Annotated in this window: 17 protein-coding genes; 5 read left to right on the forward strand and 12 right to left on the reverse strand. The window is 68.0% G+C overall.

Annotation, left to right across the window (positions count from 1 at the left end; genetic code table 11):
• Positions 1 to 15: 15 nt before the first annotated feature.
• Positions 16 to 1,278, reverse strand: coding sequence for a hypothetical protein (locus tag Q1K09_RS01250; RefSeq protein WP_300342539.1), 1,263 nt, complete (start codon positions 1,276 to 1,278; stop codon positions 16 to 18).
• Positions 1,279 to 1,338: 60 nt separating this feature from the next.
• Between Q1K09_RS01250 and Q1K09_RS01255 the strand changes: the two genes are divergently transcribed.
• Both Q1K09_RS01255 and Q1K09_RS01260 read left to right on the forward strand, forming a co-directional pair.
• The gene (locus Q1K09_RS01255; protein WP_300342540.1) at positions 1,339 to 1,830 is read left to right on the forward strand and encodes an SRPBCC family protein; all 492 of its coding nucleotides are present in this window, start codon (positions 1,339 to 1,341) and stop codon (positions 1,828 to 1,830) included.
• A 284-nt stretch (positions 1,831 to 2,114) separates the two neighbouring features.
• Positions 2,115 to 2,876 carry a CGNR zinc finger domain-containing protein gene (locus Q1K09_RS01260; RefSeq protein ID WP_300342542.1) on the forward strand — a complete coding sequence of 254 codons (762 nt, stop codon included), beginning with the start codon at positions 2,115 to 2,117 and terminating at the stop codon, positions 2,874 to 2,876.
• A gap of 105 nt (positions 2,877 to 2,981) precedes the next feature.
• Here the strand turns inward: Q1K09_RS01260 and Q1K09_RS01265 are convergent, their stop codons facing one another.
• From Q1K09_RS01265 to Q1K09_RS01285, 5 genes are all read right to left on the reverse strand, one after another.
• Positions 2,982 to 3,410: a hypothetical protein gene (locus tag Q1K09_RS01265; protein WP_300342544.1), complete on the reverse strand. Its 429-nt coding sequence runs from the start codon at positions 3,408 to 3,410 to the stop codon at positions 2,982 to 2,984.
• A gap of 120 nt (positions 3,411 to 3,530) precedes the next feature.
• Positions 3,531 to 4,088, reverse strand: a complete 558-nt coding sequence (locus Q1K09_RS01270; protein ID WP_300342545.1) for a hypothetical protein — start codon at positions 4,086 to 4,088, stop codon at positions 3,531 to 3,533.
• Positions 4,089 to 4,120: 32 nt separating this feature from the next.
• The gene (locus Q1K09_RS01275) at positions 4,121 to 5,470 is read right to left on the reverse strand and encodes an MATE family efflux transporter (protein ID WP_300342547.1); all 1,350 of its coding nucleotides are present in this window, start codon (positions 5,468 to 5,470) and stop codon (positions 4,121 to 4,123) included.
• Complete coding sequence (locus Q1K09_RS01280) at positions 5,467 to 6,642, reverse strand: CPBP family glutamic-type intramembrane protease (protein WP_300342548.1); 1,176 nt, start codon at positions 6,640 to 6,642, stop codon at positions 5,467 to 5,469. Before Q1K09_RS01280 ends, Q1K09_RS01275 begins: the two co-directional genes overlap by 4 nt.
• 42 nt (positions 6,643 to 6,684) lie before the next feature.
• Positions 6,685 to 7,686, reverse strand: coding sequence for a hotdog domain-containing protein (locus Q1K09_RS01285; RefSeq protein WP_300342550.1), 1,002 nt, complete (start codon positions 7,684 to 7,686; stop codon positions 6,685 to 6,687).
• A gap of 212 nt (positions 7,687 to 7,898) precedes the next feature.
• Here Q1K09_RS01285 and Q1K09_RS01290 point away from each other — a divergent pair, with 212 nt between their 5' ends.
• The 3 genes from Q1K09_RS01290 to Q1K09_RS01300 all read left to right on the forward strand — a co-directional run bounded on the left by Q1K09_RS01290 (position 7,899) and on the right by Q1K09_RS01300 (position 12,163).
• A complete protein-coding gene (locus tag Q1K09_RS01290) occupies positions 7,899 to 11,117 on the forward strand; it encodes a beta-phosphoglucomutase family hydrolase (protein ID WP_300342552.1) in 3,219 nt (1,072 codons plus the stop codon).
• 94 nt (positions 11,118 to 11,211) lie between these two features.
• Entirely contained in the window at positions 11,212 to 11,778 is a 567-nt protein-coding gene (locus Q1K09_RS01295; RefSeq protein WP_300342553.1) for a hypothetical protein, read from the forward strand.
• A complete protein-coding gene (locus Q1K09_RS01300) occupies positions 11,765 to 12,163 on the forward strand; it encodes a helix-turn-helix domain-containing protein (protein WP_300342555.1) in 399 nt (132 codons plus the stop codon). Before Q1K09_RS01295 ends, Q1K09_RS01300 begins: the two co-directional genes overlap by 14 nt.
• Here Q1K09_RS01300 and Q1K09_RS01305 read toward each other — a convergent pair.
• From Q1K09_RS01305 to Q1K09_RS01330, 6 genes are all read right to left on the reverse strand, one after another.
• Entirely contained in the window at positions 12,139 to 12,831 is a 693-nt protein-coding gene (locus Q1K09_RS01305; protein WP_300342557.1) for a 3-oxoacid CoA-transferase subunit B, read from the reverse strand. The genes Q1K09_RS01300 and Q1K09_RS01305 overlap by 25 nt on opposite strands.
• Entirely contained in the window at positions 12,791 to 13,021 is a 231-nt protein-coding gene (locus Q1K09_RS01310; protein WP_300342559.1) for a hypothetical protein, read from the reverse strand. The genes Q1K09_RS01305 and Q1K09_RS01310 overlap by 41 nt, the downstream gene beginning before the upstream one ends.
• Positions 13,022 to 13,158: 137 nt before the next feature.
• Positions 13,159 to 14,049 (reverse strand): IclR family transcriptional regulator C-terminal domain-containing protein, encoded by an 891-nt coding sequence (locus Q1K09_RS01315; protein ID WP_300342561.1) that lies wholly within the window; start codon positions 14,047 to 14,049, stop codon positions 13,159 to 13,161.
• 19 nt (positions 14,050 to 14,068) lie between these two features.
• Complete coding sequence (locus Q1K09_RS01320; RefSeq protein ID WP_300342563.1) at positions 14,069 to 15,028, reverse strand: hypothetical protein; 960 nt, start codon at positions 15,026 to 15,028, stop codon at positions 14,069 to 14,071.
• 9 nt (positions 15,029 to 15,037) lie between these two features.
• Complete coding sequence (gene menC / locus Q1K09_RS01325) at positions 15,038 to 16,183, reverse strand: o-succinylbenzoate synthase (protein WP_300342565.1); 1,146 nt, start codon at positions 16,181 to 16,183, stop codon at positions 15,038 to 15,040.
• 101 nt (positions 16,184 to 16,284) lie between these two features.
• The gene (locus Q1K09_RS01330; protein ID WP_300342567.1) at positions 16,285 to 17,400 is read right to left on the reverse strand and encodes a zinc-binding dehydrogenase; all 1,116 of its coding nucleotides are present in this window, start codon (positions 17,398 to 17,400) and stop codon (positions 16,285 to 16,287) included.
• Between the last annotated feature and the right edge of the window lie 71 nt (positions 17,401 to 17,471).

Raw genomic sequence — 17,471 nt, forward strand, 5'->3', positions numbered from 1 at the left:
CCTATCGGCGTGGTCTCATTCCGGGGCCGGAGTCTGCCGGAGCCGGTCCACCAGGGCGGCGATATTGCGGATGAACACCACCAGCCAGGCGAACAGGATGGCCGCGCCGATCAGCTCCATCGAGGTCAGGTTCCAGTAGCCGACCGGCTTCCACAGCAGGAAGGAGGCGATCAGAGCTGCTGCGGCGATGTAGCTGAACACGAAGAAGCTGCGCGGAAAGCCGGCCAGCAGATAGGGGGTTCCCAGCAGCAGGAACAGGAAGCACAGTGCGAAGGCGGCCGTTGCGACCACATGCCCATCGTGGTGCAGGCTCATCGGGACCGCCCCCACCGCGGCCAGCGAGAGTCCCATACCTATCATTCCGATCCGCACCAGCATCACTCGGGGGGTGCGGAAGTGCCCGCTGAGCGCATGGGAGACCCGGATTCTCAGCGGAATGCGTCCACGGCTGGTGCGCCGAGCCTCGGCCCGGCGCTGAAGCCTGCGGGCCACCATGCGGCGCTGATGGTCGGCCCAGATCTCCAGGTCGCGGATGAGGAAGGCAGTCAGGGTGGTGATGATCACCCCGGAGACGATCAGCGTGGTGTTGAAGGTCCAGAAGCTGGTCAGCCCCGCCTGGCCGGTGCCGAGCTCGGAGAACATCACGTGCCACCAGAACGGGTTCTCTGCGAAGAGCATTGAGACCAGAACCCCGGAGGCCATGAAGATCGCCAGGAGGGTGGAGAGGGTGAACGCGGTGATGCGAGCCCCGGAGTTGAAGCTGAAGTAGGAGGCCACACCTCCGACGACGCCGGTGAGGACGCTGGCGGCGATGTGGTCGACCGTCAGACCGATGAAGGCTTCCTGGAAGACGCGGAAGAGGCCCAGAGCGGCCATCACGGCGATGGAGGAGTGGACCACCAGCAGGGCAAGTGAGTCCACCAGTTGACGTAGCCGGGGCCGCTCCCCGAGCCAGATATTGGCCATGCGGGCGTTGAGGGAGTAGCCCAGCAGGAAAGAGATCCCGGCGGTGATGCCGCCGACGATGGAGGCGTAGAACTGGATGGAGGCATCCCCTGCCAGCGGCGGCCGCTGACCGGCGAAGACGATCAGACCTATGACCACGCCGATCAGGCCCCCGCCCAGCGCGTTCCAGATGGCCCGGGACTCGATGAGCACCTGCAGCGTGGCCTGCGTCTGCACCTGGTGCGGGGTGGGGGCTCCCGGATGGGCGGCCTGCTCGGTCGCGGCCTGGGCTGCGAGACTGCGTGCTCTGCCGGAGGCGCGGAAGGGGCTCACGGGTCCAGATGTACCAGATCGCCCATGACTATCCAACGCGCGGGGACTACACTGGACGCTATGAGCTCTCAGCCGCAGCGCCTGGACGCTGGCCCTCACGTGGTGGCCTACTCGATCACTGTTCAGGCACCCGCTGAGGAGATCTACACGCTGCTGGCTGATCCGCACCGTCACCACGAGATCGACGGCTCCGGCACTGTGGGCACGCAGGCGTTCGGTCCGCATCAGCTGCAGCAGGGGGACACGTTCTCGGTGCGGATGAAGAAGTTCGGCATCCGTTATCGTCTGCCGCTGAAGGTCACTCGGGCTGAGCCTCCTGCCTCCGGCCGCACCGGAGTGGTGGAGTGGCGCCAGCCGACCGGCCACCGGTGGCGGTGGGAGTTTCAGTCTGCCGATGGGGGAGCCACCACCGTCACCGAGGCGTTCGACGCCTCCCAGCAGAACCGGGCCGTCCGGGCGGTGCTGCGCAGAGTGGGAGTGCAGCGCGAGAATGCGCGCAGCATCCAGGGCTCTCTGGCGCGAGTCAAGGAGCGCTTCGAGAACTCCGAGTGATCACACCTTAGGACCAGCGCCCTGCACGGAACTATCGCACGGCTTGCGGCAGCCGGTGGCTCTCTCAGTGGAAGCTGTTGACTCACTGCAGGGCGGTGTTTTCCTGGTGCACATTTTCTGTGAAGCATCCTCCAGGTCAGCGCGATTGAGGATAGACTGAGTGGCCTGGGCAACTGACACTGTCTTCACGTTCGAAGAAAGTGTAAAGTGCGCTCAACGTTGCACTGAGCGCCTGCGCTGCCGTTCCAGTGCTGGCTCGACACCTTTCAGGCAGGAGTAGCTGCATGTTCAACGCAGAAATAAGTCGTGCCCTGATCGCTGCGGCCGATCTGATCAACACCGCAGAGGGACTCAAGAGCGCGAAGCACACGCCTGACACTCTGAACGGAGTCGACGGGCTGAAGACTTTCCTGGGTGAGCGCGAGCCCGAACTGGAGTGGCCCAGCTCCGCGGCCAACCGCAAGCAGTTGGAGAAGGTGCGGGACCTGCGCTCGTCCCTGCGCGATATTTGGACCAGCGCGCCGATCACCGAGCCTCAGGAGCTGGAGAAGGTCAATGAGCTGCTCCAGGGAGTGGGGACCCGACTGGTGCGCGGCGAAGAGGACGGCGAGTCAGTCTTCCGAGAGGAGCCGATTCCGGTCTCCTCGCAGATCAGTGACGTGATGACGGCGACCATCGCCGCAGCTCTGGCCCATCTGGTGGTGGCGGAGGAGACCGGACGGCTGCGCATCTGCCGGGGCGATGACTGCGAGACCGCGATCGTGGATCTGACCCGCAACCGGTCCAAGCTGTTCTGCGACTTCGGCAACTGCGCCAACCGCGCCCATGTGCGGGCCTACCGAGCCCGCCAGGCCGCGCTGAAGAACGGCGGAGCCTCCAGCAATGGTCGCACGGCAGCGCGCTCGCTGTCGAAGCCCTCGGCCGCGGAGAAGGCTGAGGAGCTGAGCCGGCCCACGTCGGCCTCCGCGGTGGCGGCTAAGGAGTTCCGCGACCGGATGCGCAATGAGCTGATGCAGAAGCGCAGCAAGAAAGCCAAGAAGGGCTGAGCCTCTCCTGCGGCGGGCGCGGCCTCTGCGCCCGCCCGCTGCAGGTGCACCCCCGTCTGGCTGTTCGGTGCTGTTCGGTGTCAGCTCAGCAGCAGCGACAGAAGCTCAGTCGGCCGCGGGGGAGTCGCCGCTGCGCTGGCCGTACCGCGGTGAGTCGCCGTCGTCGTTGTTGTTCTTCCGCTCCCGCTGCCGCTGCTTGGCGCGCCGCTCGGCCACCTGTTGGCGGTAGAGCTCCTCGGAGTTCCGGTTCACCCCGGATCCGGCGGAGAGATGCTCGGGGTTCTCCCGGGAGGCCAGCTGCAGCATGGAGACGATCAGCAGACAGGCGATGAACGCGATGCCGAAGGCCACCAGCGCCAGATTGATGGGGTTGTCCAGTCCTGAGGATTCATGGGTCACGCGCGGATTGTCTGAGCCGCCCGAGGAGACGATCAGGGTGACGAATCCGGCGATGACGCCCAGCGCGAAGGAGAAGATCAGCGGAGCCTTCACCGTCTCCAGCAGGGAGCGGCGCTCCTTGGGGTCCTCGGCCACTTCAGTGAGTCCTTTGCGCGGGTGCGGGGGCAGTGCTGCGCCGCCGGGCGCGGCACCCAGCCATTCTACGCCCTGTAGAAGGGGCTGTGCACTCTAGTCCGCCGGGGGTGAACCGAAGGCTCAGGCCTCTGCCTTGGCCTCGTGGCTCAGTCCGGCCGCACTGATCAGCAGCAGCACCGCCATGATGACCACACCCATGCCGGAGATGCCGAGAATGCCGTGGGGGTCCAGCCCCGCTCCGGCGAACAGGCCCGCTCCGGTCAGCATCCCGACCGGCCCGAGGATCAGATGGTCGCGGGCGGGCACAAAGCTGCCGCGCACTTTCAGCGCGCCGATCAGCTCGGCTGCGCCCACGGCCAAGAAGCCGATGCCGGCGATGACGGCCAGGGCGGCCGCGCTGTGGGCGAAGACCGCGGCGATCCCTGAGACGATCCACACCACTGCTCCGATGGAGACGGCTGCGCGCAGGGCGGCCGGCACCGGGTCAGCTTTGACGTACTCCCACAGGGCCGCTGCGCCGAGCACGAAGAAGGCCGCCAGCGCCAATCGCGCCAGGGTCATGGTCTCGCCGGTGCTGAACACTGTGAACAGAGCGAAGGCTGCGGTGATCACCGCGCGGGTCCACGCAGGGCGGGTCAGCCGGGCCGCGGTGCGGGGGTCGGTTCGGGTGATGGGCACGGCCGAAAGTCTACTACCGGCCTCTGGGCCGCTCAGCGGGTCTCCCCCAGGACCATCCATCGTCCGCTGGCGGTGCGGACCCCCAAGGTCAGCGCACGGGCTCCCATGAACACTCCGGCGAAGGCGAACCACAGCCACCCGATGGTGGCCGCCCCGCCGGCCCCGGAGGCCGCCGAGTGCACCCACCACAGCGCCGGCAGGTAGATCGCCAGGTTCACCACGCCGGCCAGTGCCAGGTACCGGACATCCCCGGCACCCATGAGCACCCCGTCGAGCACAAAGACGTATCCGGCCAACGGCTGGGCCGCGGCGAGGACGAACAGCGCCACGGTGATGGCCCCAGCCACCGAGCTGTCCGGGGTGAACAGCGACGGCGCCCAGGGGGCCGCGGCGGCGGTGAGCACACCGACGACGGCGCCGAACCCTACGGACCAGCCGATCATCACCCGCACCATGCGGCGGGCCTGCTCCTCACGCGAGGCGCCCAGCTCCCGGCCGATGAGGGCCTGGGCGGCGATGGCGAGCGCATCCAGCACAAACGCCAGCGTGGAGAAGAAGGTGAACGCCACCTGGTGGGCGGCCAGGGTCTCCGGCCCCAGGTCGGTGGCCACCAGGACGGTGGCCACGATCGCTGCCCGGAGAGTCACGGTGCGCAGCATCATCCAGCTGCCCACCCCGGCGGCGCGGCGCAGAGCCGCCGGCTCAGGGCCCAGCGGGACCCCGGCGGCACGCATCCGGGGAATGAGCATCCACAGGTACACCAGCGCCATCCCCCACTGGGCGATGGAGGTGCCGATGGCGGCTCCTGCCACGCCGAGCCCCGCCGGGTGCACCAGCAGTAGGTTCAGCACCGCGTTTCCGCCGAAGCCGGCGACGGCGACCACCAATGGGGTCTTGGTGTCCTGGAATCCGCGCAGCACTCCGACGGCGGCGAAGACCAGCAGCATGGCGGGCAGCCCGGGCAGCGACCACAGCAGGTAGCTCATCGCATGCGGATGGATATCGCCTGCGCTGCCCATGGCCCGCAGCAGCGCCTCTCCCCCAGCGGCCCCGGCGCAGGCCAGCACCACTCCCAGGATGATGGCCAACCAAAGACCGTCGCGTCCGGCGGCCAGCGCGTGGGCTCGGCGCCCGGCGCCCACATAGCGCGCCACTGCGGGCGTGGTGGAGTAGGCCAGGAAGATCATCAGCCCCACCACGGTGTGCATCACCGTCACGCCGAGGGCGGCTCCGGCCAGTTCGGACACGCCGAGCCACCCGATGATGGCGGTGTCGGCCATCAGGAACAGCGGTTCGGCCACCAGTGCGCCCAGTGCCGGCAGCGCCAGAGCCAGAATCTGCCGGCCCAGCGGCCGTCCGGCGTCGGGAGTCTCCCGGTTCACCACGGCAGGGCCGCCACGAGGGGCAGCAGGCTCAGCCCGGCGTCGAGCTCGGGGTAGTCCTCAAGGATGCCCTCGGCCCACGGCTGCACGAAGTACGCCATGACCAGGGAGATGAAGTTGTTGAAGGCGTGGATCAGCCAGGCATAGAACAGGTTCCGCCCCGAGAGGATGTAGCCCACCGTGATCAGCGCGCCCATGGTCACATAGGGCACCACGGCCACCGCGGTGAGGTCCTCGGCCAGTCCGATCAGTGCAGGGATGAAGTGCAGCAGCGGGAAGGTGACCACAGAGATCGCCCCGCAGACCCAGATGTTCAGGTGGCGGGAGAGCTTGCCGATGAGCAGGTGCCGGAAGAAGTACTCCTCCACATAGGGGCCCAGCACCGCGATGACCAGCACCGCGCCGAGGAAGGGGACGGCCCCGAGCATCGCGTCAATGGCAGCCTGATTCTCCGAGGTCTCCGGGTCGGCGCCGAGGATACCGACGACGACCAGGATGTTCACACCCAGCATCACGGCCCAGCCCACTGGGACCAGCAGCAGCTTCAGCCACCACAGATACCCAAAGCGCCGGATGGAGCGCCACAGGGCGGACCCGGACAGCGCCAGGGCGATGACGGCCAGAACTGCGTAGCTGATGCCGTTGATCAGGAACATGCCGAACTGGGCGGTGTCCTCATCGGCGGAGTTCAGCATGTCCCCGACTGCCGGCACCAGACCGATTAGGCCCACCAGGCCGGTGAGGAACCCGATGACGTAGAACAGGGTGGCGCCTAGGTCCCACCAGGTGAAGCGGCCGGGTTCGGAGTCCTGTTGGCGCCGCCGCGGCGGCTGAGGCTGCCAGCCGTAGTGCTGCGGGCTGTGGGGGCCCTGTGCGCCATAGGGCTGGGGGCCGTAGTGCTGAGACCCGTAGGCGCCCTGGGCTCCATGGGCCCCCGGCGGGCCGTAGGGCGAGTGCGGACCGGGAGCCTCAGGGTGTCCGTACCCAGCAGGGCCTCCGTACGGCTGGTGGGGATACGGCTGCGTGCCGGTGCCCTGCGGGGGCTGCCCGGCGGCGGGATAGGGTCCCGGTGCGGCCCAGGGGGACGGCTGCTGCTCCGGGCCCCGGCCACGGTGCTGCTGATCGCCGGCGTCTGGGGAGGGTTCCCCGTAGGGGTTCTGCGGTGAGCTCATCAGGCTCAACTGTAACCAGGTGCCCTGGAGAATTCCTCAGCCTCAGGGAGTAGACAGCTCGGCAGTCTCGGACCCCTCAGAGGATTCCGAAGCATCCGAGTATGGGCTGGGAGTCAGCAGGGTCGCATTCCGCAGGTCCCGGATGCGCCGGGCCTTCTCGGCGACCATATGGTCCTCATCGCTGATGGGCTCCCAGCGGGTGATGCGCCGGGCCGATCCCCTGCCGTCGGGAGCCACCATCACCGGCAGCCCGTAGGCGACCACCTGGGGGTTTCGCTCCCAGCGGTCCCCAGCGCGGACCCGCACCAGCACATGCATGGACTTCGTACCGGTGAGCACCAGCCGGGCATCGACCTCCACCAGGTCCCCGATGGTGATGGGCCGGTAGAATCGCACTCCCCCGGTGAGCACGCTGGCGACGTCGTAGCCGCAGTAGCGCTCCGCGCAGATCTCGGCTGCCAGGTCGATCCATTTCATCACCGCACCGCCGCGGATCTTCCCGTCGGGGTAGCGCTCATCGGTCTCGGCCAGGAAACGCAGGGTCAGCGCCTCAGAGGTGGCGAAGCCAGAGGGCAGAGACTGGATCTGCTCCTCCACCTTCCGCCGGTAGACCATCCGCTGGGCGGCGTCGACGTCGCGGCGGCGCTCCAGTTCGGTGCTCGGCTCGAAGGGCGGCACCGGGGCCGGCTCGCCGTCGGCACCTAGGGCGACGTAGATCATGAAGCATTCGGTGCAGGTCTTCCAGCCCGGCTGCTCGCCCGGCCCGCCGGTGCGGATGAGCACCCTGGTCTGCACGTGCACACTGGTGCGGCCGGTGTGCACCACACGCGCCTGCACCGTCACCGGAGTGTCACGGGGCACAGCGACGCTGAAGTGCATATTGCCCACATAGGTGGTCACGCAGGAGGCCCGGGTCCAGGAGGCAGCACAGGCATAGGCGGTCTTGTCGATCCAGTCCACCACCACGCCGGCGGCCACAGTGGTCTCCCGGGAGGTGCCGGTGACCTCCCGGAAGGTCAGCTCAATGCTGGATCTTCGGGGCACAAGCACGACGTTAGCACCGACGGCGGCTGAGCAGCGCCGATGCGATCGTGTAGCCGAAATCACCACACCCGAATGTTCCCCATGAGTAGGTTTAGGCGCAGGCCCCGCTCTAGGATGGGGTCCGTGCTGCGGCGGGTGGGACCAGTGCGCCCTGCCCGCGGCACGCGCGCGAACAGTCAACTGCCCTCGACCCCGCTCTGCGTGAGGTAGATATGCACCCCTTCGAGAACCCTTTCCGCCACAGCGCCGAAGCTAAGCGGCACGCCCTGCGGCACTTCCGTGCGGTGCTCTTCGACATGGACGGTGTGGTCACCGACACCGCAAGCGTGCACTCCCAGGCGTGGAAAGAGCTCTTCGATGCGGCCCTGAGCGAGGTGGCCGGCTCCCCCCAGCCGGAGTTCACCCAGGAGGACTACCTCACCTACGTGGACGGCCGCCCGCGCGAGGAGGGGGTCCGCTCACTTCTGGCCGCACGCGGCCTCCACGTGGAGGAGGGCACCCCGGAGGACGGACCCGAGGCGCTGACCGTGCACGGTCTGGCCGCGAGGAAGCAGGGCTACTTCGAGAAGGTGCTCAACCGCGACGGCGTCGAGGTCTTTGAGACCACCGTCCAGCTGATCCACACCCTGCGGGAGGACGGGATCCCCACCGCGCTGGTGACCTCGTCGCGCAACGGCCGCGAGGTGCTGCGCCGGGCGGACCTGCTGGAAGCCTTCGACATCATCGTCGACGGCACCGATGCGGTGCAGCTGGGGCTGCCGGGCAAGCCGAACCCAGATATGTTCCTGCACGCCTCCGCGCAGCTGCGCGTGGAGCCGGAGGACGCCATCGTCATTGAGGACGCCGTCTCCGGCGTGCAGGCAGGGCGCGCCGGCAACTTCGGCATGGTGGTGGGCCTGAACCGGGGCGATGACCCGCGCCGGCTGAAGGAGGGCGGAGCCGACGTGGTGGTCAAGGACCTCTCGGCGGCTCGCCTGCAGACCCGCACCACTCGCCCCTATGACCCCAACTGGGTGCTCTCCTACGACTCGTTCGAGCCCCGCGAAGAGCCCACCCGCGAGGTGCTGTGCCATATGGCCAACGGCTACTGGGGCACCCGCGCCTCCTATCCGGGCACCAATGCTGATGCCACGCACTACCCGGGGAACTATCTGGCCGGGGTCTTCAACCGTCTCAAGACCGACATTATGGGCAAGACGGTGGAGACCGAGCATATGGTCAACATCCCGGACTGGACGTTCCTGCAGATCACTCCCGAGGCCGGCAATCCGCTGGTGCCCAGCTCACCGGAGCTGCTGGAGTACCACCAGGAGTTGGATATGCGGCGCGGCCTAGTGACCCGAATCGCCCGGTTCCAGGACCTGCACGGCCGGCGCACCAAGGTGACCATCCGGCAGTTCCAGTCGCTGGCCGGGGTGCATCTGGCGGCCATGGAGGCCAAGATCGAGGCCGAAAACTGGTCGGGCAACGTCAACGTCCGCTCGATGATCGAAGGCCGCGTGGCCAACCGCAATGTGGCCGCCGACCGCGAGCTGGCCGGCAACCACCTGGAGCCGGTGGACTCCCGTGAGATCGACGGCGAAACGGTGCTGCTGGAGACCCAGACCAACCAGTCCAAGGTGCAGATCGCCGTGGCGACCCGCACCCGGGTGGGCACTCCGGGCCATCCGATGCGCCGGCCGGTGATGGAGTCCGACCTGGTGGCCGGCCATGACATCTCCCTGCACCTGGAGGCCGGCAACCCGGTGAAGGTGGAGAAGATCGCCGCCGCCTCCAGCTCCCACGACCACGCCGTCTCCACCGTGTGGCACAACGCGGTCAAGCGAGTCCAGCGGGCTTCGACCTTCCGTGAGATGCTCACCTACCACGAGGAGATGTGGGGTGCGCTCTGGCACCGGTTCGCCGTCTCCATCGGTCCGGGCCACTCCCGCCAGCAGCTGGCGCTGAACCTGCACACCTTCCACGTGCTGCAGACCGCCTTCGGCGCCCGCCGGGACCTGGATGCCTCGCTGCCGGCCCGCGGACTCTCCGGCGAGGGCTACCGGGGTCACGTGTTCTGGGACGAGATGTTCATGTACCCGATGCTCACCCTGCGCCGGCCGGAGCTGAGCCGCGGCATCCTGATGTACCGCTACCGTCGGCTCTCTGAGGCCCGCGCCGCTGCCCGGGCCGAGGGGTATGCCGGAGCCATGTTCCCCTGGCAGTCCGGCTCCGACGGCCGTGAGGAGACCCCCACCGAGCTGTGGAATCCGCGCAGCCAGGAGTGGATGCCGGACAACTCGCACCGCCAGCGGCACGTCGGGCTGGCCATCGCCTATTCGGTGCTGCAGTACTTCGAAGCCACCCAGGACTACACGTTCCTCTCCGACTACGGCGGGGAGATGCTGGTGGAGATCAGCCGGTTCTTCGTCTCCCTCACCGAGTACGACGCCGCCGCCGACCGCTATGACATCTCCGGGGTGATGGGGCCGGATGAGTACCACGACGGCTATCCGGACACTCCCGGCTCGGGGCTGAAGAACAACGCCTACACCAATGTGCTGACCTCGTGGATGCTGCGCCACACCGCCCGTCTGGTGCGCGAGCTGGACTCCCGGGACGATCCGCTCTCCGAATGGCTGGACATCTTCGAGGATGAGCTGGACCACTGGGAGCATATTGCCCGCCGTCTGCGGGTGCCCTTCCACTCCGACGGGGTGATCAGCCAGTTCGAAGGCTACGAGGACCTCCTGGAGTTCGACTGGGAGGGCTACCGCGCCAAATACGGCAATATCGGCCGCCTGGACCTGATCCTGCAGGCCGAGGGCGATGCCACCAACAGGTACAAGCTCTCCAAGCAGGCCGATGTGCTCATGCTGTGCTACCTGTTCTCCTCCAGTGAGCTCATCGAGACCCTGCAGCATATGGGCTACGAGCTGACCATGGAGGACTTCGAGCGCACTATCGAGTACTACCTGCAGCGCTCCTCGCACGGCTCGACGCTCTCGCGCCTGGTGCACGGCTGGGTGGCGGCACGGTTCGACCGCGCCGGCTCCTGGAACCTGTTCAAGGAGGCGCTGGAGGCAGACCTCTCAGACACCCAGGGCGGCACCACCCGGGAGGGCATCCACCTGGGCGCAATGGCCGGCACAGTGGATATGGCGCTGCGCTGCTACGGCGGCATCGAGACCCGAGCCGACGCGCTGTGGCTGCATCCGCTGCTGCCCGATGAGCTGCCGGAGGTCACGTTCCGGATGCGTTACCGCAACCAGCCGATCCTGGTGCACATCAACCACGATCACGTCACCCTGAACCTCTCCGAGGGTTCAGCCGAGCCGATCGACGTCAATGTGGAGGGCAAGCACAAGCTCATGGAGCCCGGCGAGGTGTGGACGGTGAAGCTGGAGCATCACGCCCGCGCCAATGAACGGCGCAGCCTCTCCCAGGTCTGAGCGGGGCCGGCCGCGGGCGGGTGTGACCTCAGACTCGCTGCCGACCGGGCCAGAGCCGCCGCCCCTGTAGGGGTGCGATTTCGCCCAGCGGAGCATGGCGCACTCCGGCTCCTCGGCGGTGCTCCGAGCTGCCGACGAGTCCTCGTGGGCCCAGATCGTGGAGGGCTCGGTGCTGCCGTTCACCGTGGACGTGCCGCGGGCAGAGACCTTCGCCGGGTCCATTCGCGCCAGTCAGCTCTTCGACGTCGGCCTGTTCACCATGACATGCCAGCGGCACGCCGCCGCCCGCAGCCGAGCGGAGATCCGCGCCACTGCCAGAGAGGAAGTGGTCCTGACGCTGCAGCGCACCGGGCGCATGCGCCTGCGTCAGCACGGCCGGCAGACCACACTGCAGCCGGGTGAGTTCCTCCTGTTCACCTCTGCAGATCCGGTGCAGCTGGAGGGTTCTGACGACTACTCAGCCCTGGGCGTGAGGATCCCGGTTTCCCGGTTCCGCACTGCAGGGACCCAGCTGCAGGAGATCACTGCCCGCAGCTTCTCCGCCGACCAGGGGTTGGGGCGCAGCGGTCTGGACACTGGTGGACCAGCTCCAGCACGACGGCGGCCGGACCGCGGCAGCCAGTGCGGCTTTGGTCTCCCATCATCTGGTGGGGCTGGCTGAGCAGATGCTTCGAGAGGTCGCATTCGCCGAGGGTGGCCGTGAGCTGGGCCCGGCGGCGGTGACGCTGGAGCGCTGCCGAGAGTACATAGAGGACCACCTGTCAGACCCGGGACTCTCACCTGTGCGGGTGGCGGAGGCGAACTTCATCTCCACCCGGTATCTGCATCTGCTCTTCGAGCAGGCGGAGACCACTGTGGCCGCCTATATCCGCACCCGCCGGTTGGACCGGATCCAGGAGGCGCTGGCCGATCCTCAGCTGGCCCATGTACCGGTGGAGGCGCTGGCGCGCCGGTTCGGCTTCGAAAACACCTCCTACTTTGGGCAGGTGTTCAAACGCGACACCGGGCTGACCCCGGCCCGCTACCGGGCCGAAGCGCTGGCCTGAGCCTCAGCGGGCCGGACCTCCACCTGCAGCCGGTCACTCAGCTCATCAGGGCTGATCCCGTGCAGCTGACGCACCCGCACCGGGCCGGCGTCCTGTCCGCTGGGGATCAGGAAGACCCCGTGATCGGTGTAGACCCGGGTGACGCACCCCAGACCAGTGACCGGGTAGCTGCATTCGGGCACGATCTTGGGGCTGCCGTCCTTGGCGAAGAGGCTCATCATGACGAAGACCCCCTTGGCCCCGATAGCCAGGTCCATGGCTCCTCCGACGGCGGGTATGGCGTCGGGGGCACCGGTGGACCAGTTGGCCAGGTCCCCTGCGGCCGAGACTTGAAAGGCTCCCAGGACGCAGACGTCCAGGTGGCCACCGCGCATCATGGCGAACGAGTCGGCACGGTGGAAGTAGCTGGCTCCGGGCTGCTCGGTGACCGGGATCTTGCCGGCGTTGATCAGATCGGGATCGATCTGGTCCTCTGCCGCTTTGCGCCCCATACCCAGCATGCCGTTCTCGGTGTGCAGGGTGACGTTCTGCTCAGCGGTGAGATGGTCGGCCACCGTGGTGGGCTGACCGATGCCCAGATTGACATAGGAACCGGGGGCGATAGCGGCCGCCACCAGGCGGGCCAGGTCATCGCGGCTGAGGCGTTCGGGCTGGTAGGGAATGCTCATCAGGGTTGGCGTTGCCGAAGAGCACCTCGCCGACCGCCTCTCCGGCAGTCTCCATAGTGAGGTTCGGGGCGGCCTCCACTGAGGCGCTGATGACCAGTGCTGCCAGGTCGTCGGGACGTTCGCCGGCCAGGGCGCCGCCGACTTTGCCGAACCGGGTCCGGGTGCCGCCGTAGACGTAGACATCTTCCACAGATGAGTCCTTCCTCCCGGCCGGGGGCCCCGCGGAGCATCCCGGGAGCCTCATGTGTTCGCTATGCAAACGGTTGTTCGCATCCGAAAGGAGTCTAGCGTGCTGCGACGCCACTGGAAAAGGGCCAGGGTGAGGGGTCAGCGGGTGAGGCTCTCGGCGTCGCGCCCCAGGGAGCGGATCATCGCCTCCACCTGCTGTGCGCACCTCTGCAGGGCAGGCCGCACCCGGTCTGCGGTCTGCTCCGGTGATTCCGCCCCGGCCGATATGGAGGTGTTCAGCGCCAGTACGGTGCGCCCTGCCGCGCTGCGCACCGGCACCGCTGCCGAGCGAAGGCCGACCTCCAGCTCCTGGTCCACCAGCGCGAAACCGTCTTGGCCGACCTGTTGGATCAGTCCGATAAGCGTCTCCGGGTCAGTGACGGTGTGCGCGGTCAGCGCAGGGCGTGCCATGGCATGGATCCGCCGGGACAGCTGGTCTGGGGGCAGATCCGCCAGCAGCACCCGCCCCATGGATGTGGCGAAGGCTGGAAGGCGGCTGCCCAGCCCCAGGTCGATGCGCATAATCCGCCGGGTGTGCACCCGGCTGACGTACATCACGTCATCTCCGGTCAGCACGGCCGCGGAGCAGGATTCGTTCAGCTTGGCGGAGAGTTCACGCAGCTGCGGCTGCAGCAGCTCGTGCCAGCTTCGGCCGGACCAGTAGCCGTGGCCCAGGCTGAGCACCTGCGGGGTCAGTTCAAAGGTGCGCCCGTCGGTGTAGGCGTAGCCCAGCTCCACCAGGGTCAGCAGCATCCGCCGTGCGGTGGCGCGGTTCAGGTGGGCGCGGCGGGCCACATCGGAGAGCGTCAGCCGCGGGTCATCCGAGGTGAACGCCTCCAGCACGGCCAGACCTGTGGCCAGGGAGCGGACAAACTCGTTGCGGCTCGGTGTCGCGCTGGGATGCCCGTCCTGCGGGCTGGAGCTCTGAGGGTCCTGCTCTGCGCCATCCTGCTCGCCGGCCGGCGCAGGGTCACTGGGGTGATGGTTCATCAGGCTCCTGTTCTGCGGGTCACCGGGGGCTGTGCGCGGGCGGACGGAGCAGATAGAAGCCCTCGGCGGTGAGTCCGGCCACCGTCCACCCTGCGGCCATCAGCGGGTGCATGGCCTCTCGCAGCGCGGTGCGCCACTGCGCGGCAGTCTTCGGAGCGGCGGACCGCAGGGCCTCCACGTCCTCCGGGATCTGCAGCAGCACGTCTGTCCCTGCGGCTTCGGCGGCGGCCAGAGCATCGTCGCTCACCGGCCGGGGCTGGTGGTCCTCGCCGACGTGCAGCAGCACAGCTTCTTCGCCGGTGGCGGCGGCCGGCTCAGGCACCTCGGGATACTGGCGGTCCAGATGCCAGCGGATCAGCGCGCGGTCGCTGCCTTGGCCGGCGTTGATCCCGTCTCGCATCTGCCCGTAGAACTCAGGCAGGTACTCGGCCAGCTGCGCGCCGAGTCGGGTCAGGTTGAACCGCGCGTTGCGGGCGATCAGCGGGTCGAAGGTCCACTCCATGGTGTGCACCCCGTGGTGGAGGCACCAGGCACGCTGGTGGAGCTTCATCGCCGCGCCGATTCCGCGGCGCATCGCGGCCGGGGCCACCCCGGCGATGTGGGAGTGCATCAGTCCTGCGGACGGCGGCCCGAAGAACCCGATGGTGACTCCGACCAGGTCGCCGCGGTCCCAGGCTCCGGCCACATAGGATCCGGCATGCTCCATGGCGGTCAGCAGGCCCGGCTGCATCACGGACTCGCCATCGCCGTCGGGATTCCAGATGGCATCCAGTAGATCTGCGGCCGCGGTGTGCTCCTCCAGGGTGGTCAGCTGCCGGACCTGGACTTGGGAGGCCTCGGCGGCCCGGCGGGCCTGCTGCTCGGCCTGCTGGATGATCTCAGGGCGGAGGGCCCCGGCGGCGGGTGGTCGGTGTGCTGCCGGCGTCGGGCTCCCCGGGGAGGAGGTGGCGACGGAGTGCGGTGAGGCGGAGTGTGTCACGGCAGGTCCTCAAGCAGCGGTGAGGTCGTAGGTTCTTGTCTCAGTGGTGTGGGCATCCAGGCGTTCTTCGACGACGTCGTATCCCAGTCCGGGTGCGGTGGGCACCTCGATGACGCCGCGGTCCATCACCACTTCCGGCTCGATGATGTCTTCGGCCCAGTAGCGGGCTGAGGGCGCGGTGTCGCCGGGCAGGGTGAAGCCGGCCAGAGACGCGATGGCCACATTGTGCGCCCGTCCGATGCCGGTCTCCAGCATCCCGCCGCACCAGGCGTCCAGTCCGTGCTGGCGGCACAGCGCCTCAATGTCCTGGGATTCGGCGATGCCGCCGACGCGGCCGATCTTGATGTTGATGATCTTCCCGGAGCCCAGTTCGATGGCTTTGCGCGCGTCCTCGGCGGAGTGGATCGACTCGTCCAGGCAGATGGGGGTGCGGATCTGGGCCTGCAGGTGCCGGTGGTCAACGATGTCGTCATGGGCCAGCGGCTGCTCGATCATCATCAGATCCAGCTCATCCAGGGACCGGAAGAGGTCGACGTCGGCGAGTGTGTAGGCCGAGTTGGCATCGGCCATGATGGGGGTGTCGGGGAACTCGCGGCGCACTGCGCGCAGCATCTGAAGGTCCCGTCCGGGGGCGATCTTGATCTTGATCCGCCGGTAGCCGGCGTCCACTGCGGCACCGACGGCGGAGACCAGCTCGGCGTCGGTGTCTTTGATCCCGATGCTCAGTCCCACCTCTATGTGGCTGCGGGTGCCACCGTAGGCTTCGGCCAGGCTGATGCCTTGGTGCTTGGCCCACAGATCCCAGACCGCACCTTCGAGGGCGGATTTGGCCATCGAGTTGCGTTTGACCGGTGCCAGGATCTGGCGGATGAGCTGGGGGTGGTCGATCTCCACCACCCCGGGGGTGCCGGCTGCGGCGCCGTGGCTGCGCAGCATGGGGATGAGGTACTCCTCGAGGACCACCTGGCAGGTGGCGGTGGCCTCCTCGGAGTACAGGGGCGCGCCCATGGCCACGCATTCGCCGTATCCGGTGCGCTCGGAGGAGTGGGCTTCCACGATGAGCAGGTCCCGGTGGGTCTGGGTGCCGAAGCTGGTGGTGAAGGGCGTGAGCATCTCCATCTGCACGCGCCGCACTGTGAGGGACTCGATCCGCATAGCTGCCACTGTAGTCGCTGGCCGGCGGGAGCACTGGGCAGGAGGTCAGTGGACCGGCCTGAGGCTGCGGGGCCCGGGTGCGGCGGTGACGGCGGGCCCGCTCACTGAAGGTCTGGGTTGATCTGGATGAGGGCGCGCCCGAGGATCTTGCGCTGATCCAGCAGCTGGTAGGCCTGGGCGATCTGGTCGAAGCTGAACCGTTGGGTGATCAGCCGGTCCAGGTCTATCCGGCCCTCTGCTGCCCAGCGGATCACCTCCGGCATTGCGGCGGAGGCGGGGGCGCCGAAGGAGCCGAGGATACGCAGCTTGCGGCGGACGACTTTGGTGATGTCCACGTCCATGGTCTGGCCGGCTGGGGCGATGCCAGCGAGCACCGCCCGGCCGCCGTCGTCGAGCAGATCCACCGCCAGCTTCACAGTGGGCACCGAACCCAAGGCCTCGAAGGCTGCATCCACACCGTGGCCCAGCAGTGCGGTGACAGCTTCCACCGGGTCGGTGTGCGAGGAGTTGATCACATCGGTGGCGCCCAGCTGGCTGGCCAGGGCGAGCTTGTCGTCGTCGATATCGACGGCGATGACCCGTTCAGCACCGGCGGCGCGGGCCAGATGGATGATGCTCAGGCCCACTCCCCCGGCGGCGATCACAGCCACCGACTCACCGGGCTGGAGATCCGCCACGATGCGCACTGCGCCGTAGCCGGTGAACAGGCTGCAGCCCAGCACGGCGGCCTCCTGAAGGGGCACCTGCTCAGGGAGCGGGAAGACCGCGCCGGCCGGCACCACACACTGGGCGGCGTGCCCGGCCATGGAGTACATGGCGATCGGCTCGTCCCCGCGGGCCAGCCGGGTGGTGCCGTCGTAGAGCTGTCCGCGCAGCCGGTTGCGCTGGAAGAAGACCTCGCAGAGGTCCTCGAGTCCCAGCTGGCAGTGCCGGCAGCTGCCGCAGGGCATGATGAAGCTGCAGGCCACCCGGTCCCCGGGTGCCACATGGTTCACGCCGGCGCCGACCTGGCGCACCACTCCGGAGACCTCATGACCGAGCACCGCCGGCTTCGGGAAGGCCACTTCATCCTTGATCACATGCAGGTCCGTGTGGCAGACCCCGCAGGCGGCGACCTCCACCAGGACCTCGCCGTCCTGCGGATCGCTGAGCGTCAGGGTCTGGCGGTGCGGGGACTGGCGGGCCTGCTCCAGCACGAAGGCGGGAATCTCAGGCATCGGCGACCTCCTCGTCAGGTGATGCGCATCACAGTGCTGCTCACCTCACCTTAGAGCTGCGCCTGGGCGCC

The organism is Nesterenkonia sp. (assembly GCF_029265375.1).
Taxonomy (GTDB): Bacteria; Actinomycetota; Actinomycetes; order Actinomycetales; family Micrococcaceae; genus Nesterenkonia.

Excerpts from the sequence above, each read along its gene's own strand:
- Q1K09_RS01255 (WP_300342540.1), top strand. The coding sequence starts at position 1,339 with ATGAGCTCTCAGCCGCAGCGCCTGGACGCTGGCCCTCACGTGGTGGCC.
- Q1K09_RS01260 (WP_300342542.1), top strand. The coding sequence starts at position 2,115 with ATGTTCAACGCAGAAATAAGTCGTGCCCTGATCGCTGCGGCCGATCTG.
- Q1K09_RS01280 (WP_300342548.1), bottom strand. The coding sequence starts at position 6,642 with ATGAGCTCACCGCAGAACCCCTACGGGGAACCCTCCCCAGACGCCGGC.
- Q1K09_RS01290 (WP_300342552.1), top strand. The coding sequence starts at position 7,899 with ATGCACCCCTTCGAGAACCCTTTCCGCCACAGCGCCGAAGCTAAGCGG.
- Q1K09_RS01295 (WP_300342553.1), top strand. The coding sequence starts at position 11,212 with ATGGCGCACTCCGGCTCCTCGGCGGTGCTCCGAGCTGCCGACGAGTCC.
- Q1K09_RS01305 (WP_300342557.1), bottom strand. The coding sequence starts at position 12,831 with ATGAGCATTCCCTACCAGCCCGAACGCCTCAGCCGCGATGACCTGGCC.
- Q1K09_RS01315 (WP_300342561.1), bottom strand. The coding sequence starts at position 14,049 with ATGAACCATCACCCCAGTGACCCTGCGCCGGCCGGCGAGCAGGATGGC.
- menC (WP_300342565.1), bottom strand. The coding sequence starts at position 16,183 with ATGCGGATCGAGTCCCTCACAGTGCGGCGCGTGCAGATGGAGATGCTC.
- Q1K09_RS01330 (WP_300342567.1), bottom strand. The coding sequence starts at position 17,400 with ATGCCTGAGATTCCCGCCTTCGTGCTGGAGCAGGCCCGCCAGTCCCCG.